The organism is Buttiauxella sp. AC038, assembly GCF_979253565.1.
Genome location: NZ_CEEDCQ010000001.1, coordinates 2,384,970 through 2,409,125, shown reverse-complemented (window position 1 = coordinate 2,409,125; position 24,156 = coordinate 2,384,970). Strand labels below are relative to the sequence as shown.

At 50.0% G+C, this 24,156-nt stretch carries 22 protein-coding genes; 13 read left to right on the top strand and 9 right to left on the bottom strand.

Going from position 1 to position 24,156, the window contains the following annotated elements:
• Positions 1-234 precede the first annotated feature (234 nt).
• A complete protein-coding gene (tpx, locus tag AC0IXI_RS11490) occupies positions 235-741 on the top strand; it encodes a thiol peroxidase (RefSeq protein ID WP_064511597.1) in 507 nt (168 codons plus the stop codon).
• Between the two features lie 34 nt (positions 742-775).
• Here tpx and tyrR read toward each other — a convergent pair whose 3' ends face one another.
• The 7 genes from tyrR to pspA form a co-directional block, all read right to left on the bottom strand.
• Entirely contained in the window at positions 776-2,338 is a 1,563-nt protein-coding gene (tyrR, locus tag AC0IXI_RS11485) for a transcriptional regulator TyrR (RefSeq protein WP_064511598.1), read from the bottom strand.
• 158 nt (positions 2,339-2,496) lie between these two features.
• Positions 2,497-3,561, bottom strand: a complete 1,065-nt coding sequence (locus tag AC0IXI_RS11480) for a YcjF family protein (RefSeq protein WP_064511599.1) — start codon at positions 3,559-3,561, stop codon at positions 2,497-2,499.
• Complete coding sequence (locus tag AC0IXI_RS11475) at positions 3,558-4,955, bottom strand: YcjX family GTP-binding protein (protein ID WP_471682424.1); 1,398 nt, start codon at positions 4,953-4,955, stop codon at positions 3,558-3,560. Before AC0IXI_RS11475 ends, AC0IXI_RS11480 begins: the two co-directional genes overlap by 4 nt.
• A gap of 123 nt (positions 4,956-5,078) precedes the next feature.
• A complete protein-coding gene (gene pspD / locus AC0IXI_RS11470) occupies positions 5,079-5,309 on the bottom strand; it encodes a phage shock protein PspD (RefSeq protein ID WP_064511601.1) in 231 nt (76 codons plus the stop codon).
• 45 nt (positions 5,310-5,354) lie between these two features.
• Positions 5,355-5,714, bottom strand: coding sequence for an envelope stress response membrane protein PspC (gene pspC, locus AC0IXI_RS11465; RefSeq protein WP_064511602.1), 360 nt, complete (start codon positions 5,712-5,714; stop codon positions 5,355-5,357).
• Positions 5,714-5,941, bottom strand: coding sequence for an envelope stress response membrane protein PspB (pspB, locus tag AC0IXI_RS11460; RefSeq protein WP_064511603.1), 228 nt, complete (start codon positions 5,939-5,941; stop codon positions 5,714-5,716). Before pspB ends, pspC begins: the two co-directional genes overlap by 1 nt.
• A gap of 62 nt (positions 5,942-6,003) precedes the next feature.
• Positions 6,004-6,675 (bottom strand): phage shock protein PspA, encoded by a 672-nt coding sequence (pspA, locus tag AC0IXI_RS11455; protein WP_034455458.1) that lies wholly within the window; start codon positions 6,673-6,675, stop codon positions 6,004-6,006.
• A 158-nt stretch (positions 6,676-6,833) separates the two neighbouring features.
• Between pspA and pspF the strand changes: the two genes are divergently transcribed.
• From pspF to sapF, 7 genes are all read left to right on the top strand, one after another.
• A complete protein-coding gene (gene pspF / locus AC0IXI_RS11450) occupies positions 6,834-7,829 on the top strand; it encodes a phage shock protein operon transcriptional activator (protein WP_413498210.1) in 996 nt (331 codons plus the stop codon).
• 218 nt (positions 7,830-8,047) lie between these two features.
• On the top strand, positions 8,048-9,967 hold the full coding sequence (locus AC0IXI_RS11445) for a tyrosine-protein phosphatase (RefSeq protein WP_471682423.1): 1,920 nt from the start codon (positions 8,048-8,050) through the stop codon (positions 9,965-9,967).
• A gap of 179 nt (positions 9,968-10,146) precedes the next feature.
• A complete protein-coding gene (sapA, locus tag AC0IXI_RS11440) occupies positions 10,147-11,787 on the top strand; it encodes an ABC transporter substrate-binding protein SapA (RefSeq protein WP_471682422.1) in 1,641 nt (546 codons plus the stop codon).
• Positions 11,784-12,749 (top strand): putrescine export ABC transporter permease SapB, encoded by a 966-nt coding sequence (sapB, locus tag AC0IXI_RS11435; RefSeq protein ID WP_064511606.1) that lies wholly within the window; start codon positions 11,784-11,786, stop codon positions 12,747-12,749. Before sapA ends, sapB begins: the two co-directional genes overlap by 4 nt.
• Entirely contained in the window at positions 12,736-13,626 is an 891-nt protein-coding gene (gene sapC / locus AC0IXI_RS11430; protein ID WP_064511607.1) for a putrescine export ABC transporter permease SapC, read from the top strand. The genes sapB and sapC overlap by 14 nt, the downstream gene beginning before the upstream one ends.
• Positions 13,626-14,618, top strand: coding sequence for a putrescine export ABC transporter ATP-binding protein SapD (gene sapD / locus AC0IXI_RS11425; RefSeq protein ID WP_134182412.1), 993 nt, complete (start codon positions 13,626-13,628; stop codon positions 14,616-14,618). Before sapC ends, sapD begins: the two co-directional genes overlap by 1 nt.
• The gene (sapF, locus tag AC0IXI_RS11420; protein ID WP_134182410.1) at positions 14,618-15,424 is read left to right on the top strand and encodes a putrescine export ABC transporter ATP-binding protein SapF; all 807 of its coding nucleotides are present in this window, start codon (positions 14,618-14,620) and stop codon (positions 15,422-15,424) included. The genes sapD and sapF overlap by 1 nt, the downstream gene beginning before the upstream one ends.
• A 51-nt stretch (positions 15,425-15,475) precedes the next feature.
• Here the strand turns inward: sapF and AC0IXI_RS11415 are convergent, their stop codons facing one another.
• Positions 15,476-15,886, bottom strand: a complete 411-nt coding sequence (locus AC0IXI_RS11415) for an SRPBCC family protein (RefSeq protein WP_134182408.1) — start codon at positions 15,884-15,886, stop codon at positions 15,476-15,478.
• A 283-nt stretch (positions 15,887-16,169) separates the two neighbouring features.
• Between AC0IXI_RS11415 and fabI the strand changes: the two genes are divergently transcribed.
• The 4 genes from fabI to pdeR all read left to right on the top strand — a co-directional run bounded on the left by fabI (position 16,170) and on the right by pdeR (position 22,673).
• Positions 16,170-16,961 carry an enoyl-ACP reductase FabI gene (fabI, locus tag AC0IXI_RS11410; protein WP_064558757.1) on the top strand — a complete coding sequence of 264 codons (792 nt, stop codon included), beginning with the start codon at positions 16,170-16,172 and terminating at the stop codon, positions 16,959-16,961.
• Positions 16,962-17,187: 226 nt separating this feature from the next.
• On the top strand, positions 17,188-18,348 hold the full coding sequence (locus AC0IXI_RS11405) for a CMD domain-containing protein (RefSeq protein ID WP_471682421.1): 1,161 nt from the start codon (positions 17,188-17,190) through the stop codon (positions 18,346-18,348).
• 100 nt (positions 18,349-18,448) lie between these two features.
• Positions 18,449-20,383, top strand: coding sequence for an exoribonuclease II (locus AC0IXI_RS11400; protein WP_471682420.1), 1,935 nt, complete (start codon positions 18,449-18,451; stop codon positions 20,381-20,383).
• Between the two features lie 298 nt (positions 20,384-20,681).
• Complete coding sequence (gene pdeR, locus AC0IXI_RS11395) at positions 20,682-22,673, top strand: cyclic di-GMP phosphodiesterase (protein WP_064511614.1); 1,992 nt, start codon at positions 20,682-20,684, stop codon at positions 22,671-22,673.
• Between the two features lie 32 nt (positions 22,674-22,705).
• On the opposite strand, the gene AC0IXI_RS11390 is transcribed toward pdeR, so the two are convergent.
• On the bottom strand, positions 22,706-23,080 hold the full coding sequence (locus AC0IXI_RS11390; RefSeq protein WP_232903499.1) for a carboxymuconolactone decarboxylase family protein: 375 nt from the start codon (positions 23,078-23,080) through the stop codon (positions 22,706-22,708).
• An 88-nt stretch (positions 23,081-23,168) separates the two neighbouring features.
• Here AC0IXI_RS11390 and AC0IXI_RS11385 point away from each other — a divergent pair, with 88 nt between their 5' ends.
• Positions 23,169-24,059, top strand: a complete 891-nt coding sequence (locus AC0IXI_RS11385) for a LysR family transcriptional regulator (RefSeq protein WP_422568558.1) — start codon at positions 23,169-23,171, stop codon at positions 24,057-24,059.
• Positions 24,060-24,156: the final 97 nt, after the last annotated feature.

Here is a 24,156-nt window from a genome sequence, read left to right as displayed (position 1 = left end):
TTATTCGGCCCATCCATGGGCCTCACCCCTCCGGGGCCGCTGTAACAGCGTTCAAATCTGTTCCAGACAGATTTGTTGGGTGAAGAGCGCAGCCAACAAAGAGGCAGCATGAAGTATGAAGGGTATATAGCCAGCGAACACTTTTACTTGCACTATCAGTTTTTTATATTCAGACGAGGAATACTGACATACACTGTTCGCGGCGTTAATTATATGTAAACAGGAAAATCAAACATGTCACAAATCGTTCATTTCCAGGGCAACCCTGTAGCGGTTGCAGGTCAGATCCCACAAGCTGGCAACAAAGCTGAAGCTTTCACTCTGGTAGCAAAAGATCTTTCTGATGTTGCACTGAGCCAGTTCGCCGGAAAACGTAAAGTACTGAACATTTTCCCAAGCATCGATACCGGCGTTTGCGCGGCATCTGTGCGTAAATTCAACCAACTGGCAACTGAGATGGATAACACTGTTGTACTGTGTGTTTCTGCCGATCTGCCATTTGCACAGTCTCGCTTCTGCGGTGCAGAAGGTCTGAGCAACGTGGTAACGCTGTCTACTCTGCGTAACCCTGAATTCCAGCAAGCTTATGGCGTTGGTATTTCTGAAGGCGCACTGAAAGGCCTGACTGCCCGTGCGGTTGTGGTTATCAATGAGAAAGATGAAGTGGTATTCAGCCAGTTAGTGAATGAAATCACTAACGAGCCAGATTATGCTGCGGCGCTGGAAGCTCTCCAGGCTTAAGTGTTAATGCCCCCGATAACCGGGGGCATTCTTACTACTCTTCTGTTTTACGCTGGCTCAAACCATATTCACGTAATTTGTTCGCAATCGCCGTATGTGAAACACCCAGGCGTTTTGCCAGCTTACGCGTACTTGGGTAAGTACGATAAAGCTGTGTCAGTACCGAGCGCTCAAAGCGGCTGGTAATATCATCCAACGACCCTTCCATCGCCTCTTCGCCAACAGCCAAACTGACGGTGTCAAAATCAGGCAGCAAAATATCTTGTGGACGCAATTCGTACCCTTCCAACTGCGTTAACGCGCGATAAATTGCATTTTTCAACTGACGCACATTACCCGGCCACCCGTAACGCGTAAGCACATTACTCAGGTCATTTGCCAATTTCGGGCGCGGTACCCCTTGTTCATCGGCAAATCGTGCCACAAACAATTCAGTCAGAGGCATAATGTCTTGCGGGCGATCACGCAAAGGCGGCAGATTCAGCGTCAGTACATTCAAGCGGTAATAGAGGTCCTCACGGAACTCCCCTTTTTGTACCATTTCAACCAGGTTCTTCTGAGTGGCGCAAATCACACGAACATCAACATGTACTTCGTGTTCTTCACCCACGCGGCGGAAAGTCCCATCGTTGAGGAAGCGCAGCAGTTTAGTTTGCATACGCGGCGACATCTCACCAATCTCATCCAACAGAACCGAGCCACCGTTAGCCTGCTCAAAGAAGCCTTTCTTACCTTCAACAGCGTTAGCGTATGCCCCTGGCGCGTGGCCAAACAGTTCGCTTTCAACGACGTCATCAGGCATTGAGCCACAATTGAGTGCCAGATAGGGTTTCTGCGCTCGCGGGCTACCAAGATGGCAAGCATGTGCAAGTAAATCTTTGCCCGTACCTGTATCACCAACTATCAGCAAAGGTGCATTCAGCAATGCCAGTTTATGTGCCTGATCAACGACATGGCGCATTTTCGGGCTGACAGCGACAATCTGACTGAAAGCGCTGACATCAGTGTTAGAGAGATTTTGTAGCTGGCGACCCATACGCACAGTGGAGCGCAGCATAACAACCGCCCCCACCAGTGAAGACTCTTCGTTTTCACTATCCAGATGAACCGGCGTAATCTCCATCAGGAAGTTCTGCCCGTTGATGACCACATGTTCGGTATGCGACTCAGCCGGAGAACTTTCAAGCCAACGCATAAAATTGAAACCATTCACCAGACTTGCGGCATTGTGGTTACGCAGCTTGTCTTCATTCTGTCCGAATAGCGCACAGCTCGCTGGGTTCGCCAGCTCTACTTTGCTTTTCATATCCAGCGAAAGTACAGGCTCAGGTAGCGCTTCAAGCAATGCACTAAGTGCACGATGCTCACGTTCGGAAGGCATCCACGGCACAGTACGAACATCCGTAACGCCTGGAATACGGCGAATTTCAGCCATCAGACTGCTGAACGAGTCAAATTCAAGTGTCGAGAAATTCAGGTAAATTCGCCCAATTGGATCAATTTCGATTCCTCGCAAATCGATACTACGCAGCACAAGTAAATCAAGTAATTCTCGAGTCAGACCAAGGCGGTCCTGGCAAAAAACTTCCAGACGCATGGAGGTGTCCTTCAATTGCAAAAAGCTGAGTCATTGGGTGGAGTGATGATACTCCAGATAAGTTACGGTCAGAAGAGATGTGTTAAGAAAAGTTGACAGATAAGTCTATGAATGGAGGTGATGCCGTAAACCTTAAGGCTCACGGCATCATTAAAGTGTCACTCGACAGGTTTATTTTTGCTCTTACTCATCGTCTCTTTGAGCTGAACCAACAACTGCTTACGGAAGTCACCCAGACGAGGCTTGTCACCATCAATCCACGGCAACGGACGGCAAAGCTCCATTGCTTTAATCCCAAGGCGAGCCGTCAGTAAACCTGCGCCAATCCCCTGCGCTGCACGAGTAGACAGTCGCGCTGCGAGATCCTGACCTAGCCAGTCCATCCCCACCTCACGCACAAGTTCACTCGCTCCGGCAAAGGCGATGTTCAGTAGCACCAGACGGAACAAACGAATACGGCTGTAGTATCCAAGTTCGATGCCGTAAAGCGTGGCGATTCGGTTAATCAGTCGTAAATTGCGCCATGCAATAAACGCCATATCCACCAACGCAAGCGGACTTACAGCAATCATCAATGTTGATTCAGCAGCGGAGCGACTTATTTCCCGACGCGCTTGATTATCGAGCACTGGCTGAACCAGACGTGCATACAACTCGACCACTTCCCGGTCATTTTGCGTTTCGTGAATTGCCGCATACCAGCGTTGCAGCGCAGGATGTCCGTGATCAAGCCCAGCCTGACGTGCCAATTTTTCACAAAATGCCCGGCCTTTGCCCATGCCGTGACTGTTCATCAAATCACGTGCTTCATCGCGTTCTTCGGCTCGTTGGCGTAAACGCCATAACCGTCGCCATTCGGTAGCGACTGAACCAATCCCTGCGGCAATAATTAACCCACCGGCAATACCGCCGCCGAGCGCAATCCAGTCCTGGGTTATAAATGCGTTATGCGTCCATTGGATACCTTGCGCCACAACGCTGACACCGAATAACCCAAGCCCAACCTGAACCATGCGTCGCCAGAGGCTACGTTTAGGATGTAGCGCCGCTTCAATCACCGCTTCCGCCTGCCCATCGTCTTCCATTTCATCGAGTTGAGTTAGTGCTGGTGTGAATTTTTCTGCTTCAGGCTCGCTAAATGCGTGTGGTGCTTTATAAATGGGTTCTTGTTCCACTTCCAGCGGTTGCGCGAAATCTATACGCGGTTTTAATGGTTCATTCATCGCAATTTATCCCCGATTAAAAACTCCAGTGCCGCATCCATCCGAATATGTGGCATCGGTCTGTCTACATCCATGACTTGCGGGCGGAACTGTTCAAACTGAAAACCTTGTTTCTCCCAGAATGCACTGCCTGGCAAACGCGCCGGAACTTCGCCTGGGTAGACAGTCAGCGGCGCACCATCACTTAAACGGTTACCACGCAGTGCCGGGATTTGCTCGCCTTTCACGTCAACCAGGCCACTTTGTGTTGCCTGTACTGACGCAAGCCCCATGCAGTCCATGTCGATACCTTCAAATGCCGCATTCTGCCAGGCGTCCTGCACCAGTTGCTGAAGTAGTGCGACCATGTTGGCGTGTTGGTCTACCGTAACGTGATCGGCCTTAGTGGCGGCAAACAAAAGTTTGTCGATAACCGGCGAAAACAGGCGGCGGAATAGCGTGCGCTGGCCGTAATGGAAACTTTGCATCAGTTGCGTCAGCGCAAGACGCATATCGTTAAACGCCTGTGGCCCGCTGTTCAGCGGCTGAAGACAATCCACCAGTACAATTTGACGGTCAAATTTGAGGAAGTGGTTCTTGTAGAACCCTTTAACCACTTTTTCACAGTAGTATTCAAAACGTGTACGCAAGGTGCCGATATTGGTGGTTTTGTCTGCCTGAGCGAGTTTCGATTCGCCAATGCTATCCACATCTGGCCACGGGAAGAATTGCAACGCCGGAGCGCCAGCCATATCGCCAGGTAAAACAAAACGACCTGGTTGAATAAAATGCAGACCTTCTCGTTTGCAGTGCAGCAGATATTCAGTCCATGCCTCTGAAATGGCTGCAAGGCGATTTTCATCGGCAGGAGCCAGCGGATCCAAACCTTCACATAATTTGCGCCACTGCACAGACCATTCGGCTCGATCGCCGGTAAGCAGACTGGTCATCTGGCGCGACCAGCTCAGGTAATTTTGCGCCAGCATCGGCAAGTCCAACAGCCACTCACCAGGATAATCGACAATTTCCAGATACAGCGTTGATGTGTCTTTGAAATGGCGCAACAGTGAATCGTTAGAACGATAACGCAGCGCAAGGCGCATCTCGCTAACACCGCGAGTCGGAGTCGGCCAGTTCGGTGGTGAACCGAATAACTGCGCCAGGCCTTCATCATAGGTAAAACGTTGAATACCTAAATCACGCTGCGGCACACGTTTCACGCCAAGCAGGCGTTCTTCACGTACCGCATTAAGCAACGGCAAACGCGCGCCGTTATGCACGCTCAATAATTGGTTCACCATCGCGGTGATAAAAGCCGTCTTGCCGCTGCGGCTTAAACCGGTTACGGCAAGACGTAAATGTCGGTCCACACCCCGGTTCATCAGGGCATTCAGTTCATTCTTGATTCTGTTCATATGCGTCCTGGTTGCGCCCGTTGTCTCTCAACTGAGGAGAATCTTCACTGATTGTAATAAATATGGGTTGTTAATACCGAATCAATGGCAAATGAATTGAAAATCAAAAGTGTGGAGAAAAGATTACTTTGCGGTGCCGCCTTGAGTGCGAGCAGAAATTTTGCGCAACACTCGTGCCAGCAGTGGCTCAAGGGTCAGCGCCAGTAGCATTTTCAATGGACGGCGCGCGACAGATTTAACGGCCCAACCCGCGACGCCTGCAGGGCCGTAGCGCAGGGCAGTCAGCAATACTAACTTACCGACAATTTTCAGGCCCGGCTTAGCCTTGTTCGCAGCCGTCTGGAATTTAGACATGGTTTCTCCCGATTACAACGGGGGCAATCGCCCCCATAGAGAACATTAAAGCTGACGGAAACGGCTACGTAACGTGAAGGTATCAGAGGTTATATAGCGTTCCATAGACCGTAAACGCTGTTCCCCTGCCGCAAGTTCAGCATCAACTTCGTCGAGCAAATCGCGCGTGGTCGGTTGAGGCGTTGCCTGGTCAGCACCCGCGGGCATTGGGTCAAGAATAAAAGTCAGTGCGATGTAGGCCACCATCACAAAGAAAAATAGGCCAAAAATCATCGCTAACACGGTAATCAGGCGTACCAATTTGACAGGCACATCAAGATATTGCGCGATACCTGCACAAACCCCCTTCACCATCCCTTTTTCAGGGATACGCCACAATTTACGACCGGAAATTGAGTTCACCATTATTTGTCTCTCCAGTTCGGATGTTCTGCGTCAAGGATCTGCTCCAGCGTCTGAATTCGTTCACGCATACGGCGTGATTCTTCAGTTAGCTGAGCCAGCCGCTGTTGCTCGCCTTGAGAAAGCTGCCCGCCATTCGCGGCACGGTTGTTGTAGTGCAACCACAGCCAGATGGGGGCGACAAACAACACAAATATGGTTAACGGAATGGCAAGAAAAAGCGCGCTCATGTGTACTCCTTTTACAAGTCAGGCCAGCTGCGGCGCGCCATGCACGCCGCAGTTAAAGTGAATTACCCACGTTCCTGGTTATTCATTTTAGCTTTCAGCGCAGCCAGCTGTTCGCTGATCTCGTCGTCGGCTTTCAGTTCAGCAAACTGTGAGTCGAGATTTTTCTGTTTGCCAAAGCTGTGGCTTTCCGCTTCTGATTCCATCTGGTCAATACGGCGCTCAAAAGATTCAAAACGAGCCATTGCTTCATCGATTTTGCCACTATCCAACTGGCGACGAACATCGCGTGAAGAAGAGGCTGCTTGATGGCGTAGCGTTAACGCCTGCTGGCGCGCACGGGTTTCGCTGAGTTTATTCTCAAGCTCACCAATCTCTTTTTTCATACGCGCCAGGGTTTCATCGACGTGCACCACTTCATCTTCCAGGGTGGCGATCAGGTCGGTCATTTTTTGTTTTTCGATCAATGCCGCACGTGCCAGATCTTCTTTATCTTTACGCAGTGCCAGTTCGGCTTTTTCCTGCCATTCGGCTTGCTGTGCGGTCGCTTGCTCTACACGGCGGGAAAGCTGTTTCTTTTCAGCCAGCGCACGAGCCGAAGTGGAGCGCACTTCAACGAGTGTGTCTTCCATTTCCTGAATCATCAGGCGCACCAACTTCTGTGGGTCTTCCGCTTTCTCAAGCAGTGAGTTGATGTTGGCATTCACGATGTCGGCAAAACGAGAAAAAATACCCATAATTCAATCCTCTTTAGTCATTATTTCAGGTGCCCGGCACCCAGCACGACAAGAATATTGCAAGCGGTGTGCCAACTTTTTATCACATTGATTTTTAACAGAATGATTAAATTTGACTCATTATGCATAACGTTTATAGTGGTTATATTCACTAACTATTGGTTAATTTAATCATGGCAGACAGCAAAGATAACCTGATTGGCGAAGCAAACAGCTTTCTTGAAGTGCTGGAACAAGTCTCCCGCCTGGCACCGTTAGAGAAACCCGTGTTAGTGATTGGCGAGCGCGGAACAGGTAAAGAGTTGATTGCCAATCGCCTACACTTCCTTTCGCGCCGTTGGCAAGGACCGTTTATTTCCCTTAACTGCGCGGCACTCAACGACAACTTGCTGGACTCAGAACTATTCGGGCATGAGGCTGGGGCTTTTACCGGCGCTCAGAAGCGCCATCCAGGGCGCTTTGAACGCGCCGACGGCGGTACGTTGTTTCTTGATGAACTGGCAACTGCACCCATGATGGTGCAGGAAAAACTTTTACGTGTCGTGGAATACGGTGAGCTTGAGCGTGTTGGCGGCAGCCAGCCGTTGCAGGTCAATGTGCGATTGGTTTGTGCGACCAACGCCGATCTGCCAAAACTTGCTGAAGAAGGGAAATTCCGCGCTGATTTGCTCGACCGTCTTGCTTTTGATGTAGTGAAACTGCCACCGCTGCGTGAGCGCCAAACCGATATCATGTTGATGGCTGAACATTTCGCGATCACCATGTGTCGCGAGTTGGGCTTGTCCTTCTTCCCGGGTTTTACCGAGCAAGCACAGTTAACACTGTTGAATTATGCCTGGCCGGGAAATATCCGCGAGCTAAAAAACGTGGTTGAGCGCTCTGTTTACCGCCATGGCAACAGCGAGGAGCAGGTCGATGAAGTGATCCTCGATCCCTTTGCGCGTAAGCCCGCGCCTGGTGTGAAACACGAAGCGTCACAACTCTCGTTACCGATGGATCTGCGCAAATGGCAAAACGAGCAGGAAAAAACGCTGGTGGAACAGAGTCTGGTGCAGGCGAAATATAACCAACGAAAGGCCGCCGATTTGCTTGGTCTCACCTACCATCAGCTACGGGCATTGCTTAAAAAACATCAGGTTGTACATCCTGAGTGATAATAAATATTTATGGCTGGCATAAGTCGTCAGCCAACGATTTTATTCTTTTGAATCCCTTTTTCATAACGCCAACCCGCTTTCTGTAGGCTTTTTTAAAGTCGTTACTCAGCACTTTATTAGCCTGCCTATCACTGCTGAAACCACACTGAAACAAATCCTTAACATAACCACCCTACAATCAGCGCCGCTTTGCTTAACTCACTTAAGGATTACTTTTGAAACTCCAGAAAACTTACGCAGCAACAATCATTTATCTATTGTGCTGCGGTGCTCAGGCGGCTGATCTCACGGTAAATACCCCGCGCTTGCAGGGGATGGATAATTTCCGTGACGTTGCCGGAACCACTGCTGCGTATAGCACCAGCCACGATGGAGTGATGCGGGCTGGTGTGTTCTATCGTTCCAACGCCTTAACGCCGACGACTTCTGATCTGGCAATCCTCAATACGCTGAATATCACGACGGTAGTGGATTTGCGCACCACCGCTGAAATTGCGGCGACGCCCGATACCCTACCCGCTGGCGCGCAATATATTAATGCTGATTTGATTGGCAATGCCGGGAATACCAGCAGCATCACCAGCTCCCTGGCGGGTATGTCGTTACAGAGTGTGAATGCCATGATGGAAGATGGCGAACGGAGTTTCGTGACCAACGATTTTTCCCGCCAGGGGCTTGCACTAGAATTCCGGGCGTTAGCCGAAGCCGATGGCGCAGCCATTTTCCACTGCACCGCCGGCAAAGATCGCACTGGCTGGACGGCGGCAATTCTGCAATCTATTGCAGGCGTGAGTTCCACAGACATTATGGCGAACTATCTCGCCACCAACGATTATACTGCCGCGCGTATCAACGCCACCGTTGCCGTCCTTCCGGCTTCAATGGCAGACACTTATCGCACGATAATGGGCGTGCAGGCGAACTGGCTACAAGCAGGGTTCGACCAGATTTTGCTAAGTTACGGCAGTGTGGATAATTACCTGAAGCAAGGATTGGGGTTGGATCAGGCAACGATTTATGTACTGCGTGGAAAAATGGTGAGTTATGCACAGTTGCCAGGTCAGCAGTCATTTACCGGAAATGCAGCAGAAGGTGCTGCATTCCTCGCCGCCTTGCAAGATTCCCCTCTTTCTGGTCGATACACTGCGTATAACTATTTCCTGCAATCGGCCATTGATAGCGGCTCCCTCGGCGGCATGGAAAAACGCATCGGCGGACAGGTTCATGCCGATGCAGAGAGTTACCTTTTGCGCACAGCCTCGCAAATTAACGACAAAATTGCCCCGTGGACTTCCGGTAGCCAGCTCGCTGTGGGTCGTACATCAGTCTGGATGACGGGCGTGGACAGTTATCTTGGCACCAACGCATCGCCATCAACCAGCAGCAGCAATGAACATTCCGCAGGCGCGATTGTAGGCGGCACATGGCGTACCAGTGAACAGGCTTCAGTTAATGGTGGCGTGGGATACAGCCACGGGCAGGTCAGCAGTAATGGCGATGAAGTCAAAACTAACTCGACGTTTATTATACTTGGTGGGCGTTACGCCATCCGCAGCCTGCAAGATGGACCTTATGGCACTTTACAGGGCAGCGCGGGTTACATTGATTACCAGAGCGATCGCCGCCCTGGTGAGGGTTTCGAAACCGCCAAGGGTGACACCAATGGGAAATTTTACAGCGCGCGAGCAGGCGTGGGTTGGCGGGTGCCAGGTGTTGTGACTTTCGACCCCAGTCTCGGCGTGCAGGTCACGCATTTGCATCTGGATGATTTCCAGGAAACCGGTAGCGAAGTGGCGTTGGATATGGATGGCAGCAATGATACGCAAACCAGTTTGGTCAGCAATCTGGATATCAACCTGAAACCATTTACACCGGGCAACTGGGCAGTGACACCGGGTCTGAATGTCGGCTATGAGCGTTTGTTAAGCGACGCGCAGGCGACTTCAAATGGCACGCTGTATGGCTTCGGCATTTCGCAAGTTTCTGCGTTTGATAGCGATAACCTCTATAAAGCGGGCATTAACTTGAGCGCGGCTACGGGGAATCTGATGCTGGCCGCAAGTGCGAATGTGCTGGCCGCAGACCATAGCAGCACCGGTTTTAACGGAACATTAAGTGCCAGTTTAGCATTCTGATTCCCCGGAAAGCGGCCTTTTGACTTTACCCCAAAGGCCGCAAACGCCGTAAAAACCAGCATTTCCTTACCTTTTTTAACGGCATTGTTTAATAAAAAAGCAAAATAGCCTGACATATTTTGGGAAGCCCTACAGAGTGCGATACACTTTGGCTATCACCCGAGAAAACTCAAAAACTTATGCGCGGAATTGTCTCCTCCCTGTTACTGGCGGTTAGCTGCCTGAGTGGCGCGGCATTTGCTGCAACACCTGTTGAAAAGCCAGCTGATATCCGTAGCAGCGGATTTGTTTATTGTGTCAACGGTCAGGTCAATACCTTTAACCCGCAGATGGCTAGCGGTGGTTTGACTGTGGACACCCTTGCCGCACAGCTATACGACCGATTGCTGGATGTTGATCCTTACACTTATCGCCTGATGCCAGAATTGGCCGAGAGCTGGGAAGTATTGGATAACGGTGCGACTTATCGTTTCCATTTACGCCCGAACGTTCAGTTCCAGACCACACCATGGTTTAAACCCACTCGCGCACTGAATGCCGATGATGTGGTATTCAGCTTCCAACGCGTGTTTGATCGCAAACACCCATGGCATAACGTTAACGGCGGCAACTACCCTTACTTCGATAGCCTTCAGTTCCCTGATTCGGTAAAAAGCGTTCGCAAGCTTGATAGCAACACTGTTGAGTTCCGACTGGAAAAACCAGATGCCTCTTTCTTGTGGCATATGGCTACACATTACGCATCCGTGATGTCCGCAGAATATGCTGATCAACTGACTAAGGCCGACCGTCAGGAATTAATGGACCGTCAGCCGGTTGGCACAGGGCCATTCCAGATAAGTGAATATCGCGCGGGGCAATATATTCGCCTTGCACGCCATCCGAAATTCTGGCGCGGTGTTCCATTAATGCCACAAGTTGTTCTGGATTTGGGTTCAGGTGGTACAGGACGTTTATCGAAACTGATTACCGGCGAATGCGATGTGCTGGCCTATCCTGCAGCCAGTCAGCTGACAATTTTACGTGATGATCCGCGACTGCGTCTTACTTTGCGTCCGGGAATGAACATCGCTTATCTGGCGTTTAATACCAACAAAGCACCATTAAATAACCCAGCAGTACGTCATGCTCTGGCGCTGGCCATTAACAACCAACGCCTGATGCAGTCGATTTACTACGGTACAGCCGAAACAGCCGCTTCTATTTTGCCTCGTGCTTCCTGGGCTTATGACAGTGACTCCAAAATTACCGAATACAACCCGCAGAAAGCTCGCCAGCAATTAAAAGCGCTCGGACTTAACAACCTGGAATTGCGTCTATGGGTTCCGACTAGCTCTCAGGCATGGAACCCAAGCCCGCTGAAAACGGCAGAGCTTATCCAGGCTGACATGGCGCAAATTGGGGTGAAGGTCATTATTGTTCCTGTAGAAGGCCGTTTCCAGGAAGCTCGCTTAATGGATATGAACCACGACTTAACGCTTGCCGGTTGGGCAACAGACAGTAACGACCCTGATAGTTTCTTCCGCCCCATGCTTAGTTGCGCCGCGATCCGATCGCAGACCAACTATGCTCGTTGGTGTGACCCGAAGTTTGATGAAGTGCTTCAAAAAGCGTTGTCGTCTCAGCAACTGGCCTCTCGCATCGAAGCTTACCGCGAGGCTCAGGACATTCTGGCCGAACAATTGCCCGTGCTACCACTGGCGTCATCACTGCGCTTGCAAGCCTATCGGTACGACATTAAAGGGCTGGTGCTAAGTCCGTTTGGTAATGCATCGTTTGCGGGTGTTTCCCGCGAGAATGTTGAGGTGAAAACACCATGATTATTTACACTCTTCGCCGCATATTATTGCTGCTGGTGACGCTGTTTTTTCTGACCTTTATCGGCTTTAGCCTCAACTATTTTACCCCTCATGCCCCACTGCAAGGTGCATCACTGTGGAATGCGTGGGTTTTCTGGTTTGAAAGTATCATGCACTGGGATTTCGGCGTATCGAGCATTAATGGCCAGTCTATTAATGAACAGCTGCGTATTGTTTTCCCTGCCACCATGGAACTATGTATCCTGGCATTTGGCCTGGCATTACTGATAGGTATTCCGGTAGGAATGCTGGCCGGTATTATGCGCAATAAGTGGCAAGACCGGCTGATAAGCGCTCTGGCACTGGTTGGTTTTTCTATTCCTGTATTCTGGTTAGCCCTGCTGCTAACAATGTTTTTCTCGCTCACATTAGGCTGGTTGCCAGTTTCCGGGCGCTTTGATTTGCTTTATGAAGTGAAATCAGTGACTGGCTTTGCGCTGGTTGATGCCTGGCTATCGGACTCCCCTTATCGTGAAGAGATGATCGTCAGCGCCATACGTCACATGGTGCTGCCAGTGGTGGCATTAGCCGTCGCGCCGACCACTGAAGTGGTGCGTCTGATGCGTATAAGCACCATTGAAGTGTTTGACCAAAACTACATTAAAGCAGCAGCAACCCGTGGTTTATCACGCCTGACAATTCTTCATCGTCATGTGCTACACAACGCGTTGCCTCCGGTCATTCCACGCCTCGGCCTGCAATTCTCAACCATGTTAACTCTGGCGATGATCACTGAAGTTGTGTTCAGTTGGCCGGGCCTTGGGCGCTGGCTTATCAACGCAATTCGCCAACAAGACTACACGGCCATTTCTGCTGGCGTGATGGTCATTGGCTCATTGGTAATCATCGTGAACGTTATCTCCGATATTTTGGGTGCCATGGCAAACCCTCTGACACATAAGGAATGGTATGCCTTACGATAGCGTCTATCGCGAGAAGCGCCCGCCGAGCACTCTGCGCCTGACATGGCGAAAATTTTACGGCGATACTACGGCAATGATCGGCCTATATGGTTGTGGCGCTTTGGTACTGCTGTGCATTTTTGGCGGTGTTTTTGCGCCCTACGGCATCGACCAACAGTTCCTGGGGTATCAACTGTTACCGCCTTCATGGTCACGCTATGGCGATGTCTCTTTCTTCCTGGGTACAGATGACCTGGGGCGTGATGTATTAAGCCGTCTGTTAAGCGGTGCCGCACCAACAGTTGGCGGTGCGTTTGTCGTTACGCTTGCGGCAGCAGTATTTGGCATTATTCTGGGCGTGTTTGCCGGTTCAACACATGGCCTTCGCTCTGCTGTGCTCAATCATATTCTCGATACGCTGCTGTCTATTCCGTCGCTGCTGCTGGCAATTATTGTTGTGGCATTTGTTGGGCCACATTTGTTGCACGCTATGTTTGCCGTGTGGCTCGCTCTGCTGCCGCGTATGGTGCGTTCTGTTTATAGCGCCGTACACGACGAACTGGAAAAAGATTACGTAGTTGCCGCACGCCTTGATGGTGCATCAACACTGAATATTCTGTGGTTTGCGGTAATGCCTAATACGGCGGCGATTCTGGTTACTGAGATTACCCGCGCACTCTCGATGGCGATTCTGGATATTGCTGCACTAGGTTTTTTGGACCTTGGCGCGCAACTCCCTTCGCCGGAATGGGGCTCGATGCTGGGTGACGCACTGGAGTTGATTTATGTCGCTCCGTGGACAGTAATGTTGCCCGGAGTGGCTATCATGATCAGTGTGTTGCTGGTCAACCTGCTGGGCGACGGTTTACGCCGCGCAATCAATGCGGGGGTGCAATAATGCCATTACTTGATATTCGTAACCTGACCATCGAGTTTATGACTTCCGAGGGTTGGGTAAAAGCCGTCGACCGCGTCAGTATGACTCTGAATGAAGGGGAAATTCGCGGTTTAGTGGGCGAGTCCGGTTCAGGAAAGAGTCTGATTGCCAAAGCGATTTGCGGCGTCACCAAAGACAACTGGCGCATCACCGCCGACCGTATGCGGTTTGATGATATCGATCTACTACGTCTGAGTTCACGCGAGCGTCGTCGTCTGGTCGGCCACAACGTTTCGATGATTTTCCAGGAACCGCAGTCGTGTCTGGACCCATCAGAACGAGTCGGTCGTCAGTTGATGCAAAATATTCCCGGCTGGACCTATAAAGGCCGCTGGTGGAAACGATTTGGCTGGCGCAAACGCCGGGCCATTGAGTTGTTACACCGCGTGGGAATTAAAGATCATAAAGATGCGATGCGTAGCTATCCCTACGAGCTGACTGACGGTGAATGCCAGAAGGTGATGATAGCCATTGCGCTGGCAAACCAGCCGCGTTTGTTGATTGCGGATGAACCAACCAACGCGATGGAACCAACCACGCAACTGCAAATTTTCAAACTACTGACGCGGTTAAATCAGTACAACAACACCACCATTTTGCTTATTAGCCATGACTTGCAGATGCTGAGCAAATGGGCCGATAAAATTAACGTTATGTATTGTGGGCAAACCGTGGAAAGCGCAACCAGTGAAGAGCTGATTGCCACCCCGCACCACCCTTATACACAGGCGCTTATCCGCGCGATCCCTGATTTTGGCAGTCCGATGCCGCATAAAAGCCGACTCAATACCATGCCTGGTGCGATTCCTTTACTGGAACAGTTGCCGATGGGGTGCCGACTGGGGCCTCGCTGCCCTTACGCACAGCGTGAATGTATTGAAACACCTCGCTTGATGGGGGCAAAGACACATCTTTATGCCTGTCACTTCCCGCTGAATATGGAGAGTCAGTAATGGCTGAAACGCTGCTCGAAGTTCGTAATTTAAGTAAAACGTTTCGCTATCGAACTGGCTTGTTCCAGCGTCAGCATGTTGACGCCGTTAAACCACTGAGTTTCACTCTGCGTGAAAAACAGACACTGGCGGTTATCGGTGAGAATGGGTCAGGAAAGTCGACACTTGCAAAAATGCTTGCCGGGATGGTTGAGCCAACCACTGGCGAAGTGCTAATTAATGATCATTTGCTGCAGTACGGTGACTATACCTACCGAAGCCAGCATATCCGCATGATTTTCCAGGACCCGAGCACCTCGTTAAACCCGCGCCAGCGTATTTCGCAGATCCTCGATTTCCCGCTGCGTCTGAATACCGACCTTGAGCCGGAAGCGCGTCACAAGCAAATTATTGAAACGCTGAGAATGGTCGGTTTGCTTCCCGATCACGCCAGCTACTACCCGCATATGCTGGCTCCAGGGCAGAAACAGCGTCTGGGTTTGGCGCGCGCGTTAATCCTGCGCCCGAAAGTGATTATTGCCGACGAAGCGCTGGCATCTCTTGATATGTCGATGCGTTCGCAATTGATTAACCTGATGCTTGAATTGCAGGAGAAACAGGGCATTGCCTATATCTATGTGACTCAGCATATCGGCATGATGAAACACATCAGCGATAAAGTGATTGTGATGCATCAGGGCGAAGTCGTTGAGCGTGGCAGCACCGCTGAAGTTCTTGCCTCCCCGCTTCATGACCTAACCAAACGCCTGATCGCCAGCCATTTCGGTGAAGCGTTAACAGCAGATGCGTGGCGAAAAGATCGATAAAGCCAACATATTAAGGGTGGATGCCGTTCGCGAAGAGCCACCCTTAACACGTTATTTTTTCGCTTCAACATAGCGAGCAAAATTATCCAGGATAGCCTGCCAGCCATTCTTCTGATGCTCGATGGGGTATTGAGTATCAGGGTCAAACTCTAGATATACCTTCACACCGCCCTCCTGCTCCGTAAATTCGACTTTCGCTTCGCGGTCACCAAAAGTGTATTCAATCAATTTATTCGGAATGATGTTCGTATAAACACCTGCAAAATCAAACCCCATACTGCCGTCCTTCGCTTCCATTCGTGACGAAAACTTACCTCCGGGCTTTAAATCCACCTCCGCATTGACGGTATGCCAGTCTGCCGAAGCAGTATTCCATTTTTCAATATCTTGAGGGTGATTGTAAGTATTCCAGACTTGCTCAATGGGTGCATGAACCTGTGTTTCAACAGTGATTTTCATCATTTATCTCCGGTGATTATGTTTCCAGGCAAGTGCGAATTAACACCCTAAAACATAGTATCCATCAGGCATGTCGGCAATGCGTCTACCACGACCGCCACACAACCATCTGTTCAGACCTCTGGTGACACGATAACCAGTCGTCCGGCGTAAGAAAAATAACCTGACACAACAGGCGTTGAGTGGGATATAATTTCACTTTCGTGTTGAAAAATTGTGACTAGTCATCGTCAACTTGATGATTATAAAGTCATAAAATTAGCAGAAACTATAAGGATTCAAAGCTATGGGTTTTCTTACCGGTAAACGCATTCTGATCACTGGCGTCGCCAGTAAACTCTCCATTGCCTACGGTATCGCACAGGCTATGCACCGCGAAGGTGCTGAACTGGCTTTCACTTACCAGAATGAAAAACTGAAAGGCCGTGTGGAAGGGTTTGCTGCAGATCTGGGTTCAAGCCTGGTTCTGCCGTGCGACGTTGCAGAAGATGCGAGCATCGAAGCGATGTTTGCTGAGCTTGCGAAAAGCTGGCCGAAATTTGACGGTTTTGTTCACTCTATCGGTTTCGCACCTGGCGACCAGTTAGATGGCGACTACGTGAATGCGGTTACCCGTGAAGGCTTCAAAATTGCTCACGACATCAGCTCCTACAGCTTTGTTGCGATGGCAAAAGTTTGCCGTGAAATGCTCAATCCAGGTTCAGCACTGCTGACTCTGTCTTACCTGGGTGCAGAACGCGCTATCCCTAACTACAACGTTATGGGTCTGGCTAAAGCATCTCTGGAAGCTAACGTGCGCTATATGGCAAACGCGATGGGTCCAGAAGGTGTGCGTGTGAACGGTATCTCTGCTGGCCCAATCCGTACTCTGGCGGCATCCGGCATCAAAGATTTCCGTAAAATGCTGGCACATTGCGAAGCGGTTACCCCGATTCGCCGCACGGTGACCATCGAAGATGTGGGTAACTCCGCAGCGTTCCTGTGTTCTGACCTCTCTGCTGGTATCTCTGGCGAAGTGGTACACGTTGACGGCGGTTTCAGCATCGCAGCAATGAACGAACTGGAACTGAAAGACTAATTCGGTTCATAACGTGGGCAGGCGTCTGTCTGCCCCGTTAACACCCTCGCCTCACCCACAATCTTGCCTGTTAATTCTGAAATTCCTCTCGTAGTTATACTTTTCCGATATTTATTATCACCGATCATTCTTTTGTCACCTCCCGCGCTTACGCCAGGATAAAGCAGCAAACCAGGCCGTCAGGTGTTTTCCCCGGGCTTGTAAACTCTTTGACCAAGGAATGACCATGGAACAACGCCGAATCTCAGGCAAAGGCCACTGGTACCATGAAACCCAGTCCAGCCGTAACGATGCCGCCGTGCTTCCGTTAGTTCCCGAAGCCGCGTTTCTCGAAGATCGTTTTTTACTTGATTTGAACCTTAGCGCTGACCAGCTCACCTCTGAGTACGCATGGCTTTCGGCTGCACGTGATATCAGTGAATGTTTGTTGCCTGAAAACAGCCCTGTGACCCGCTTACATACGCTGAGTTGCTATGACCGCCTGAGTACAGCGCTCACTGTCGCACAGGTCTACGGTGTTCAGCGTCTTTGCAATCATTATGCGGCCCGACTGGCCCCCCAACCTGGGCCAGACTCATCGCGCGAAAGCAACCGTCGCCTGACGCAAATCACCCAATACGCCCGCCAGTTGGCCAGCCAACCGACGCTGATTGATGATGTCTCGCGTCAGCAACTTGATGAGGTTGCTCTTTCAGTAAATGACATGGTGACATTTAACCAATTGATTGGCTTTATCGGGTTTCAGGCGCGCGTAATTGCAATTTTCCAGGCACTACAAAGTTTACCTGTGCGCTGGCTACCCGGGCTTGATACGCAGCAGGATGCCCCTACCGAGTTATTCCTTGATGGCGACAAGCAGTGGCAACCGGGTTTACCTGAAGTTGAGCCACGCTACGCAAACACACTGCAATTGGACGTACATAACGACTGCCTACTGCAAAATATCTTGCAAGAGATGAGTTGGCTGCTGCTTCACGATGCCACGGCATTTTCCCTATTCGGCCAGATAACTCATTTACTGCTCCCACCGGATGCTCAAGCCTGTGATGATCAGATTTTGGTTGGTCTGTTGACCGCGCGTATTAACGGAAGCGTCAGTTGCTTTACGGATTTTGCAAAAACATGGCGTGGTGAAAGTGGTTTACCTGAAGCAATGCGCAACGGTGAAAGAGCGATACAAGCCTGGAGCCATAACCGTCCACGTGAACGCGCGATAATCCAGGCTGTCCGCGTATTAACTCGCGCACCTGGAAGTTTTAGCGCAGCCCAGCTTCAACTTTTATTCGAACAGGGTTTTAGCGAAGGTGAAGCTTTGCAATTACTGGTGAGTTCAGGGTTGTACGGCTGGCTAAACCGATTGAAAATTGGGCTTGGCAATAATCGCTAGACATTGATAGCACGTGCCTTTGCGGCAAACAGCGCTTGCCGCAAAGGGTGGTTTCGCGTAAAACTGTCAGCCGCTCTTTTGGCCACGAAAACTAAAAAATATGTTCCAGGATAACCCGCTGCTCGCGCAGCTTAAACAGCAACTGCATTCCCAAACTCCACGCGTTGAAGGCGTGGTAAAAGGCACGGAAAAAGGCTTTGGCTTCCTCGAAGTGGACTCCCAAAAAAGTTACTTTATTCCGCCACCGCAGATGAAAAAAGTGATGCACGGCGACCGCGTGAGCGCGGTGATTCATACCGACAAGGACCGCGAAACCGCTGAGCCAGAAGAGCTTATCGAACCGTTCCTCAGCCGGTTTGTTGGTCGTGTACAACGTAAAGACGACCGCCTGTCTATCGTTCCGGATCACCCATTATTGCGTGATGCGATTCAGTGTCGCGCCGACCGCAATGTCACGCATGATTTCCAGAATGGTGATTGGGCAGTCGCGGAGATGAAACGCCATCCGCTTAAAGGCGACCGCGCTTTCTACGCTGACCTAACACAATTCATTACCTGTGGTGACGATCATCTCGCACCATGGTGGGTGACACTGTCACGTCACAATCTTGAACGTGAAGCGCCAGATGGTGTAGCGACTGAAATGTTGGATGAAGGCCTGGTGCGTGAAGATTTGACCGCCCTTGATTTCGTCACCATCGATAGCGCCAGCACCGAAGACATGGATGATGCACTGTACGTTGAAGAGTTAGCTGACGGTAAATTGCAGCTGACCGTAGCCATTGCTGATCCAACCGCCTGGATTGCTGAAGGCAGTAAACTCGACAATATTGCTAAAGTCCGCGCCTTCACCAACTATCTGCCGGGCTTTAACATCCCGATGTTGCCTCGCGAGTTGTCTGACGATTTATGTTCACTGCGCCCTAATGTTACTCGTCCGGTTGTCGCGTGCCGCATGGTTATCGCTCAAGATGGCAGCATCGAAAAAGACATTAACTTCTTTGTTGCGACCATCGAATCCAAAGCCAAATTGGCCTATGACGCTGTCTCCGACTGGTTAGAAGAAAAAGGCGACTGGCAGCCACCGAGCGACGCTATCGCTAAGCAAATTCGTCTGCTGGAACGCGTCTGCCTGAGCCGTGCCGACTGGCGCCGTACCCACGCGCTGGTGTTCAAAGACCGCCCTGATTACCGTTTCGTATTAGGTGAGAGAGGCGAAGTGCTGGATATCATTGCGGAATCACGTCGCATCGCTAACCGCATCGTTGAAGAATCAATGATTGCGGCAAACGTCTGTGCGGCCATTGTGTTGCGCGAGAAATTGGGATTCGGCGTTTATAACCTCCACACCGGTTTCGACCCGGCAAACATTGAGCAGTTGGCGACTATGCTGCAAGGTCACGGCCTTGACGTTGACGCGCAAGAAGTGCTGACACTAAACGGTTTCTGCAAATTACGCCGTGAACTTGATGCGCAGCCAACCTCCTTCCTTGACACTCGTATCCGTCGCTACCAGTCGTTTGCTGAAATCAGCATTGAGCCAGGCCCGCATTACGGCCTGGGTCTGGAGGCTTATGCAACCTGGACCTCACCGATTCGTAAATACGGCGATATGATCAACCATCGTCTGTTGAAAGCGATCATCAAAGGTGAAACCGCATCCCGTCCGCAAGACGAAATCACAGTACAGATGGCTGAGCGCCGTCGCCTGAACCGCATGGCTGAACGCGATGTCGGTGACTGGCTGTATGCTCGTTTCTTGAGTGACAAAGCCGGAACGGATACTCGTTTTAGTGCTGAAATCATTGATGTGAGCCGTGGTGGTATGCGCGTACGTCTGATTGAAAATGGTGCTGTTGCCTTTATCCCTGCCCCGTTCATCCATACTGTCCGCGATGAGATGGTATGCAGCCAGGAGCTAGGAACCGTGCAGATTAAAGGCGAAGTGGCTTACAAAGTGACAGACGTCATTGATGTGACAATCGCAGAGGTTCGTATGGAAACTCGTAGTGTGATCGCACGTCCAGCAATCTGACGGTTAGTTTGTCATTTAGATTTAAAAGCTGAGCCTGGTGCTCAGCTTTTTTTGATCTTTTTTTGTGGTGAATACTCTTAGGATCATAATCACAACGAGGTAATGATTAGCACCATAACTCGTTTTCTTCTTGTTATAAGGTAGGAAAAACTATCAACAAGGTGCCGAAGATTCAGATTTTTCACATCTTCTGCAAAAACAATGTCTTTAACTCACTGTTGTCGCTTTAAGATCGGTTTATATTGCTAATATGAATAACAGACTGACACGCTATGTCGGGCACTGTTCAGGAGAGAGCATGAAAGACGATTTGGAGCAAAATCTGCTCTACCGTTATTTAGGGACAACCAGCCCATACTGGCGTTTACCAAACGATAGCAACGCTCTGCAATTAGCAGCCAGCGAAAGCTCTGATATCAGCCAGGTGGTGGCTCTTGAGCCCGAGCAGGCGGAACAAATCCGCCAAATGACGGTAATAACCTCAAGCGTCACTATGTCGATTTCATTATTTGGTAATGAAGTTTCCGTACATTTAGTGGGCCGTAAGGTATCCAAAAAAGAGTGGGCGGGTTCGGCATCGGCCTGGAATGACACCCCTTCTGTCGCCCGCGATTTGGTGCAAGGACTCTCATTCGCCGAACAAGTCGTCTCGGAGGCAAACTCTGTCATCGTTATTCTCGACAAATTAGGCAATATTCAACGCTTCAATCGTTTGAGCGAAGAGTATACCGGTCTTAAAGAACAAGAAGTTATTGGCCAAAACGTTTTTAAATTGTTTATGAGCCGTAGTGAGGCCGCCGCTTCCAAGCGCAATATTAGCGGGTTCTTTCGTAACGGAAATTCTTACGAAGTTGAACGTTGGATAAAAACACGAAAAGGCCAGCGGCTGTTTTTGTTTCGCAACAAATTCGTCCATAGCGGTAGCGGTAAGAATGAAATCTATTTGATCTGTTCTGGTACTGATATCACCGAAGAGCGCCGTGCGCAGGAGCGCCTGCGTGTATTGGCGAACACCGACACCATAACCGGCCTACCAAATCGTAACGCCATCAACGATTTAATCTCCTCCGCGATTGAAAACCGTGGTGAAACCCAGGTAGGGATCGTTTATCTCGACCTTGATAACTTTAAAAAAGTGAATGACGCTTACGGGCACATGTTCGGTGACCAGTTATTGCAGGCCGTGTCATTAGCGATTCTAAGTTGCCTTGATGAAGGGCAGATACTCGCGCGTTTGGGTGGAGATGAGTTTATTGTTCTCGCCACTGACACCTCTCAGGCTACGCTCGAAGCCATGTCGTCGCGTATTCTGGCGCGACTAAAACAGCCCTTCCGCATTGGTTTGATTGAAGTCTACTCCGGCTGCTCGTTAGGTATATCGCTGGCTCCGCAACATGGTGAAGACCGTGAAAGTCTAATTCGAAATGCTGATACCGCGATGTATACCGCCAAAGAGAGTGGTCGTGGCAAGTTCTGCGTATTTGCTCCAGAAATGAATCAACGCGTGTTTGAGTACTTGTGGCTCGACACCAACTTACGTAAAGCGCTCGATAATGACCAACTTGTTATTCACTATCAGCCTAAAATGACCTGGAGAGGTGAAGTCAGAAGCCTGGAAGCACTGGTGCGTTGGCAATCGCCGGAGCGCGGGCTGATTCCACCGTTGGATTTTATCTCTTATGCAGAAGAGTCCGGGTTAATTGTGCCTCTTGGGCGATGGGTAATGTTAAGTGTGGTTCAGCAGGTGGCGAAATGGCGTGATAAAGGCATTAATTTACGCGTTGCGGTCAACGTTTCTGCCCGCCAGTTAGCCGATCAAACAATCTTCACCGATCTGAAGCAAGCTCTGAAAGATCTTAATTTTGAATACTGCCCGATTGATGTTGAGCTTACAGAAAGCTGCCTGATTGAAAATGAAGACCTTGCGCTTTCGGTAATTCAGCAATTCAGTCGCTTGGGTGCCCAGGTGCATTTAGATGATTTTGGGACGGGCTATTCCTCACTTTCTCAGCTTGCCCGCTTCCCGATCGATGCGATAAAACTCGATCAAAGTTTTGTGCGCGATATTCATAAGCAGTCGGTTTCCCAATCCCTGGTGCGTGCAATCGTTGCAGTCGCCCAGGCGCTTAATTTACAGGTCATCGCTGAAGGGGTTGAGAACCAAAAGGAAGACGCCTTCCTGACTAAGAATGGCGTCAACGAACGGCAGGGGTATTTATTTGCGAAGCCCATGCCCGCAGCCGTATTCGAACGTTGGTTAAAGCGCTATCAGGCCAGAACGGCGCGATAAGCTTTGCGACCAAATTAGCCAGGGAAACCTGGCTATTTTATTTGCGCAAAAACTTCTTTCGCCGCAAATAGACCATTCAACGCGCAAGGAAACCCTGCATACACCGCCATTTGCATGATCACTTCAATAATTTCCTGTTCCGAACAGCCAACATTCAGCGCGCCCTGGATATGGACTTTGAGCTGTGGCGTCGCATTTCCAAGTGCGGTCAGTGCTGCAACAACAGCAATTTCTCTGGCCTTTAAATCGAGACCTGGTCTTGAGTAGATATCACCAAATGGAAATTCAATCAGCAGACGCGCAAAATCCGGTGCTATATCACTCAGACTCTTAATGACATTTTCACCAGCATGCCCGTCAACCTCTTTTAATTTTTCCAGACCTCGTAGATAACGTTCACTTTCCATTTTCGAATCCCCTTCTGTTATGTAGTGAACGAACTCTAAATTTTACTAAGCAACGCATCCAATACCCTTTTTGTGATACCTTTTTGGTATGAATGAATCCATCGATTTACGACAGTTTCGTTATTTTCTGGCTGTGAGTGAAGAGCTCAACTTCAGCCGTGCCGCGTTGCGTCTGCATATTTCTCAACCTCCTCTGAGCAGGCAAATTCGGCAATTAGAAGACCAACTCGGAGTGCAGTTATTTCTTCGTAGCAAGACGGGTGTCACCCTCACAGATGCGGGGGCCGCATTCTTACCAGAAGTGAAACGCACACTCCTTCAGGCAGAAAAAGCGATTGCCGTCGTAAAAGAGATGCAAAGTAACATTGGAGGGAAATTTGTTGTTGGTTACACAACAGTGTTCGAACGAAGTGCAATCCCTGATGTGACTGAGGTCTTGCACCAACGGTTTCCTGCCTGGCAAATCCACACACCAGGAGACCATTCAATAAATCTCATTCGTGCAGTGAAAAAAGGGACGATGGATGCGGCATTTATCGGCCTGTACACGGACGTTCAAGGTCTTGCTGTTGAAAAACTTTTAGAAGATCCACTGGTGGTGGCTTTGCCCGCAGGACATAAACTTGCACACAAACGCGTCATCAGTTTTGACTCACTACGTGACGAGCCGATGTTCTGGTTTGAGCGGAAGTTAAATCCCGGCTTTTATGATTACTGCCAGGCGTTTTTCCACAAGATTGATTTCAAGCCTCATATTATTCCGGAACCGCAAGATCATCACATCATGCTGGGGCTTATTGCGGAAGGAAAAGGTATTGCTCTGGTCCCTTCATCGTTGCAGTGCATCAAACGACAAGGGGTTATTTTCCGTAAACTGAAGGAAGAGACTTATCCTCTGACGATGGGTATTGGCGTTGCCTGGGATAAACAAAATCCTTCACCTGTTCTGCAGGCATTTCTTGAGTTGCTGAGGCGTTAACACCTGAAAGAAGACGCCTTTCTTTAAAAGAATGGCGTCAACAAACGGCAGGATTTAGACCAATGCCCACAGCCGTATTCGAGCGTTGGCTCACGTG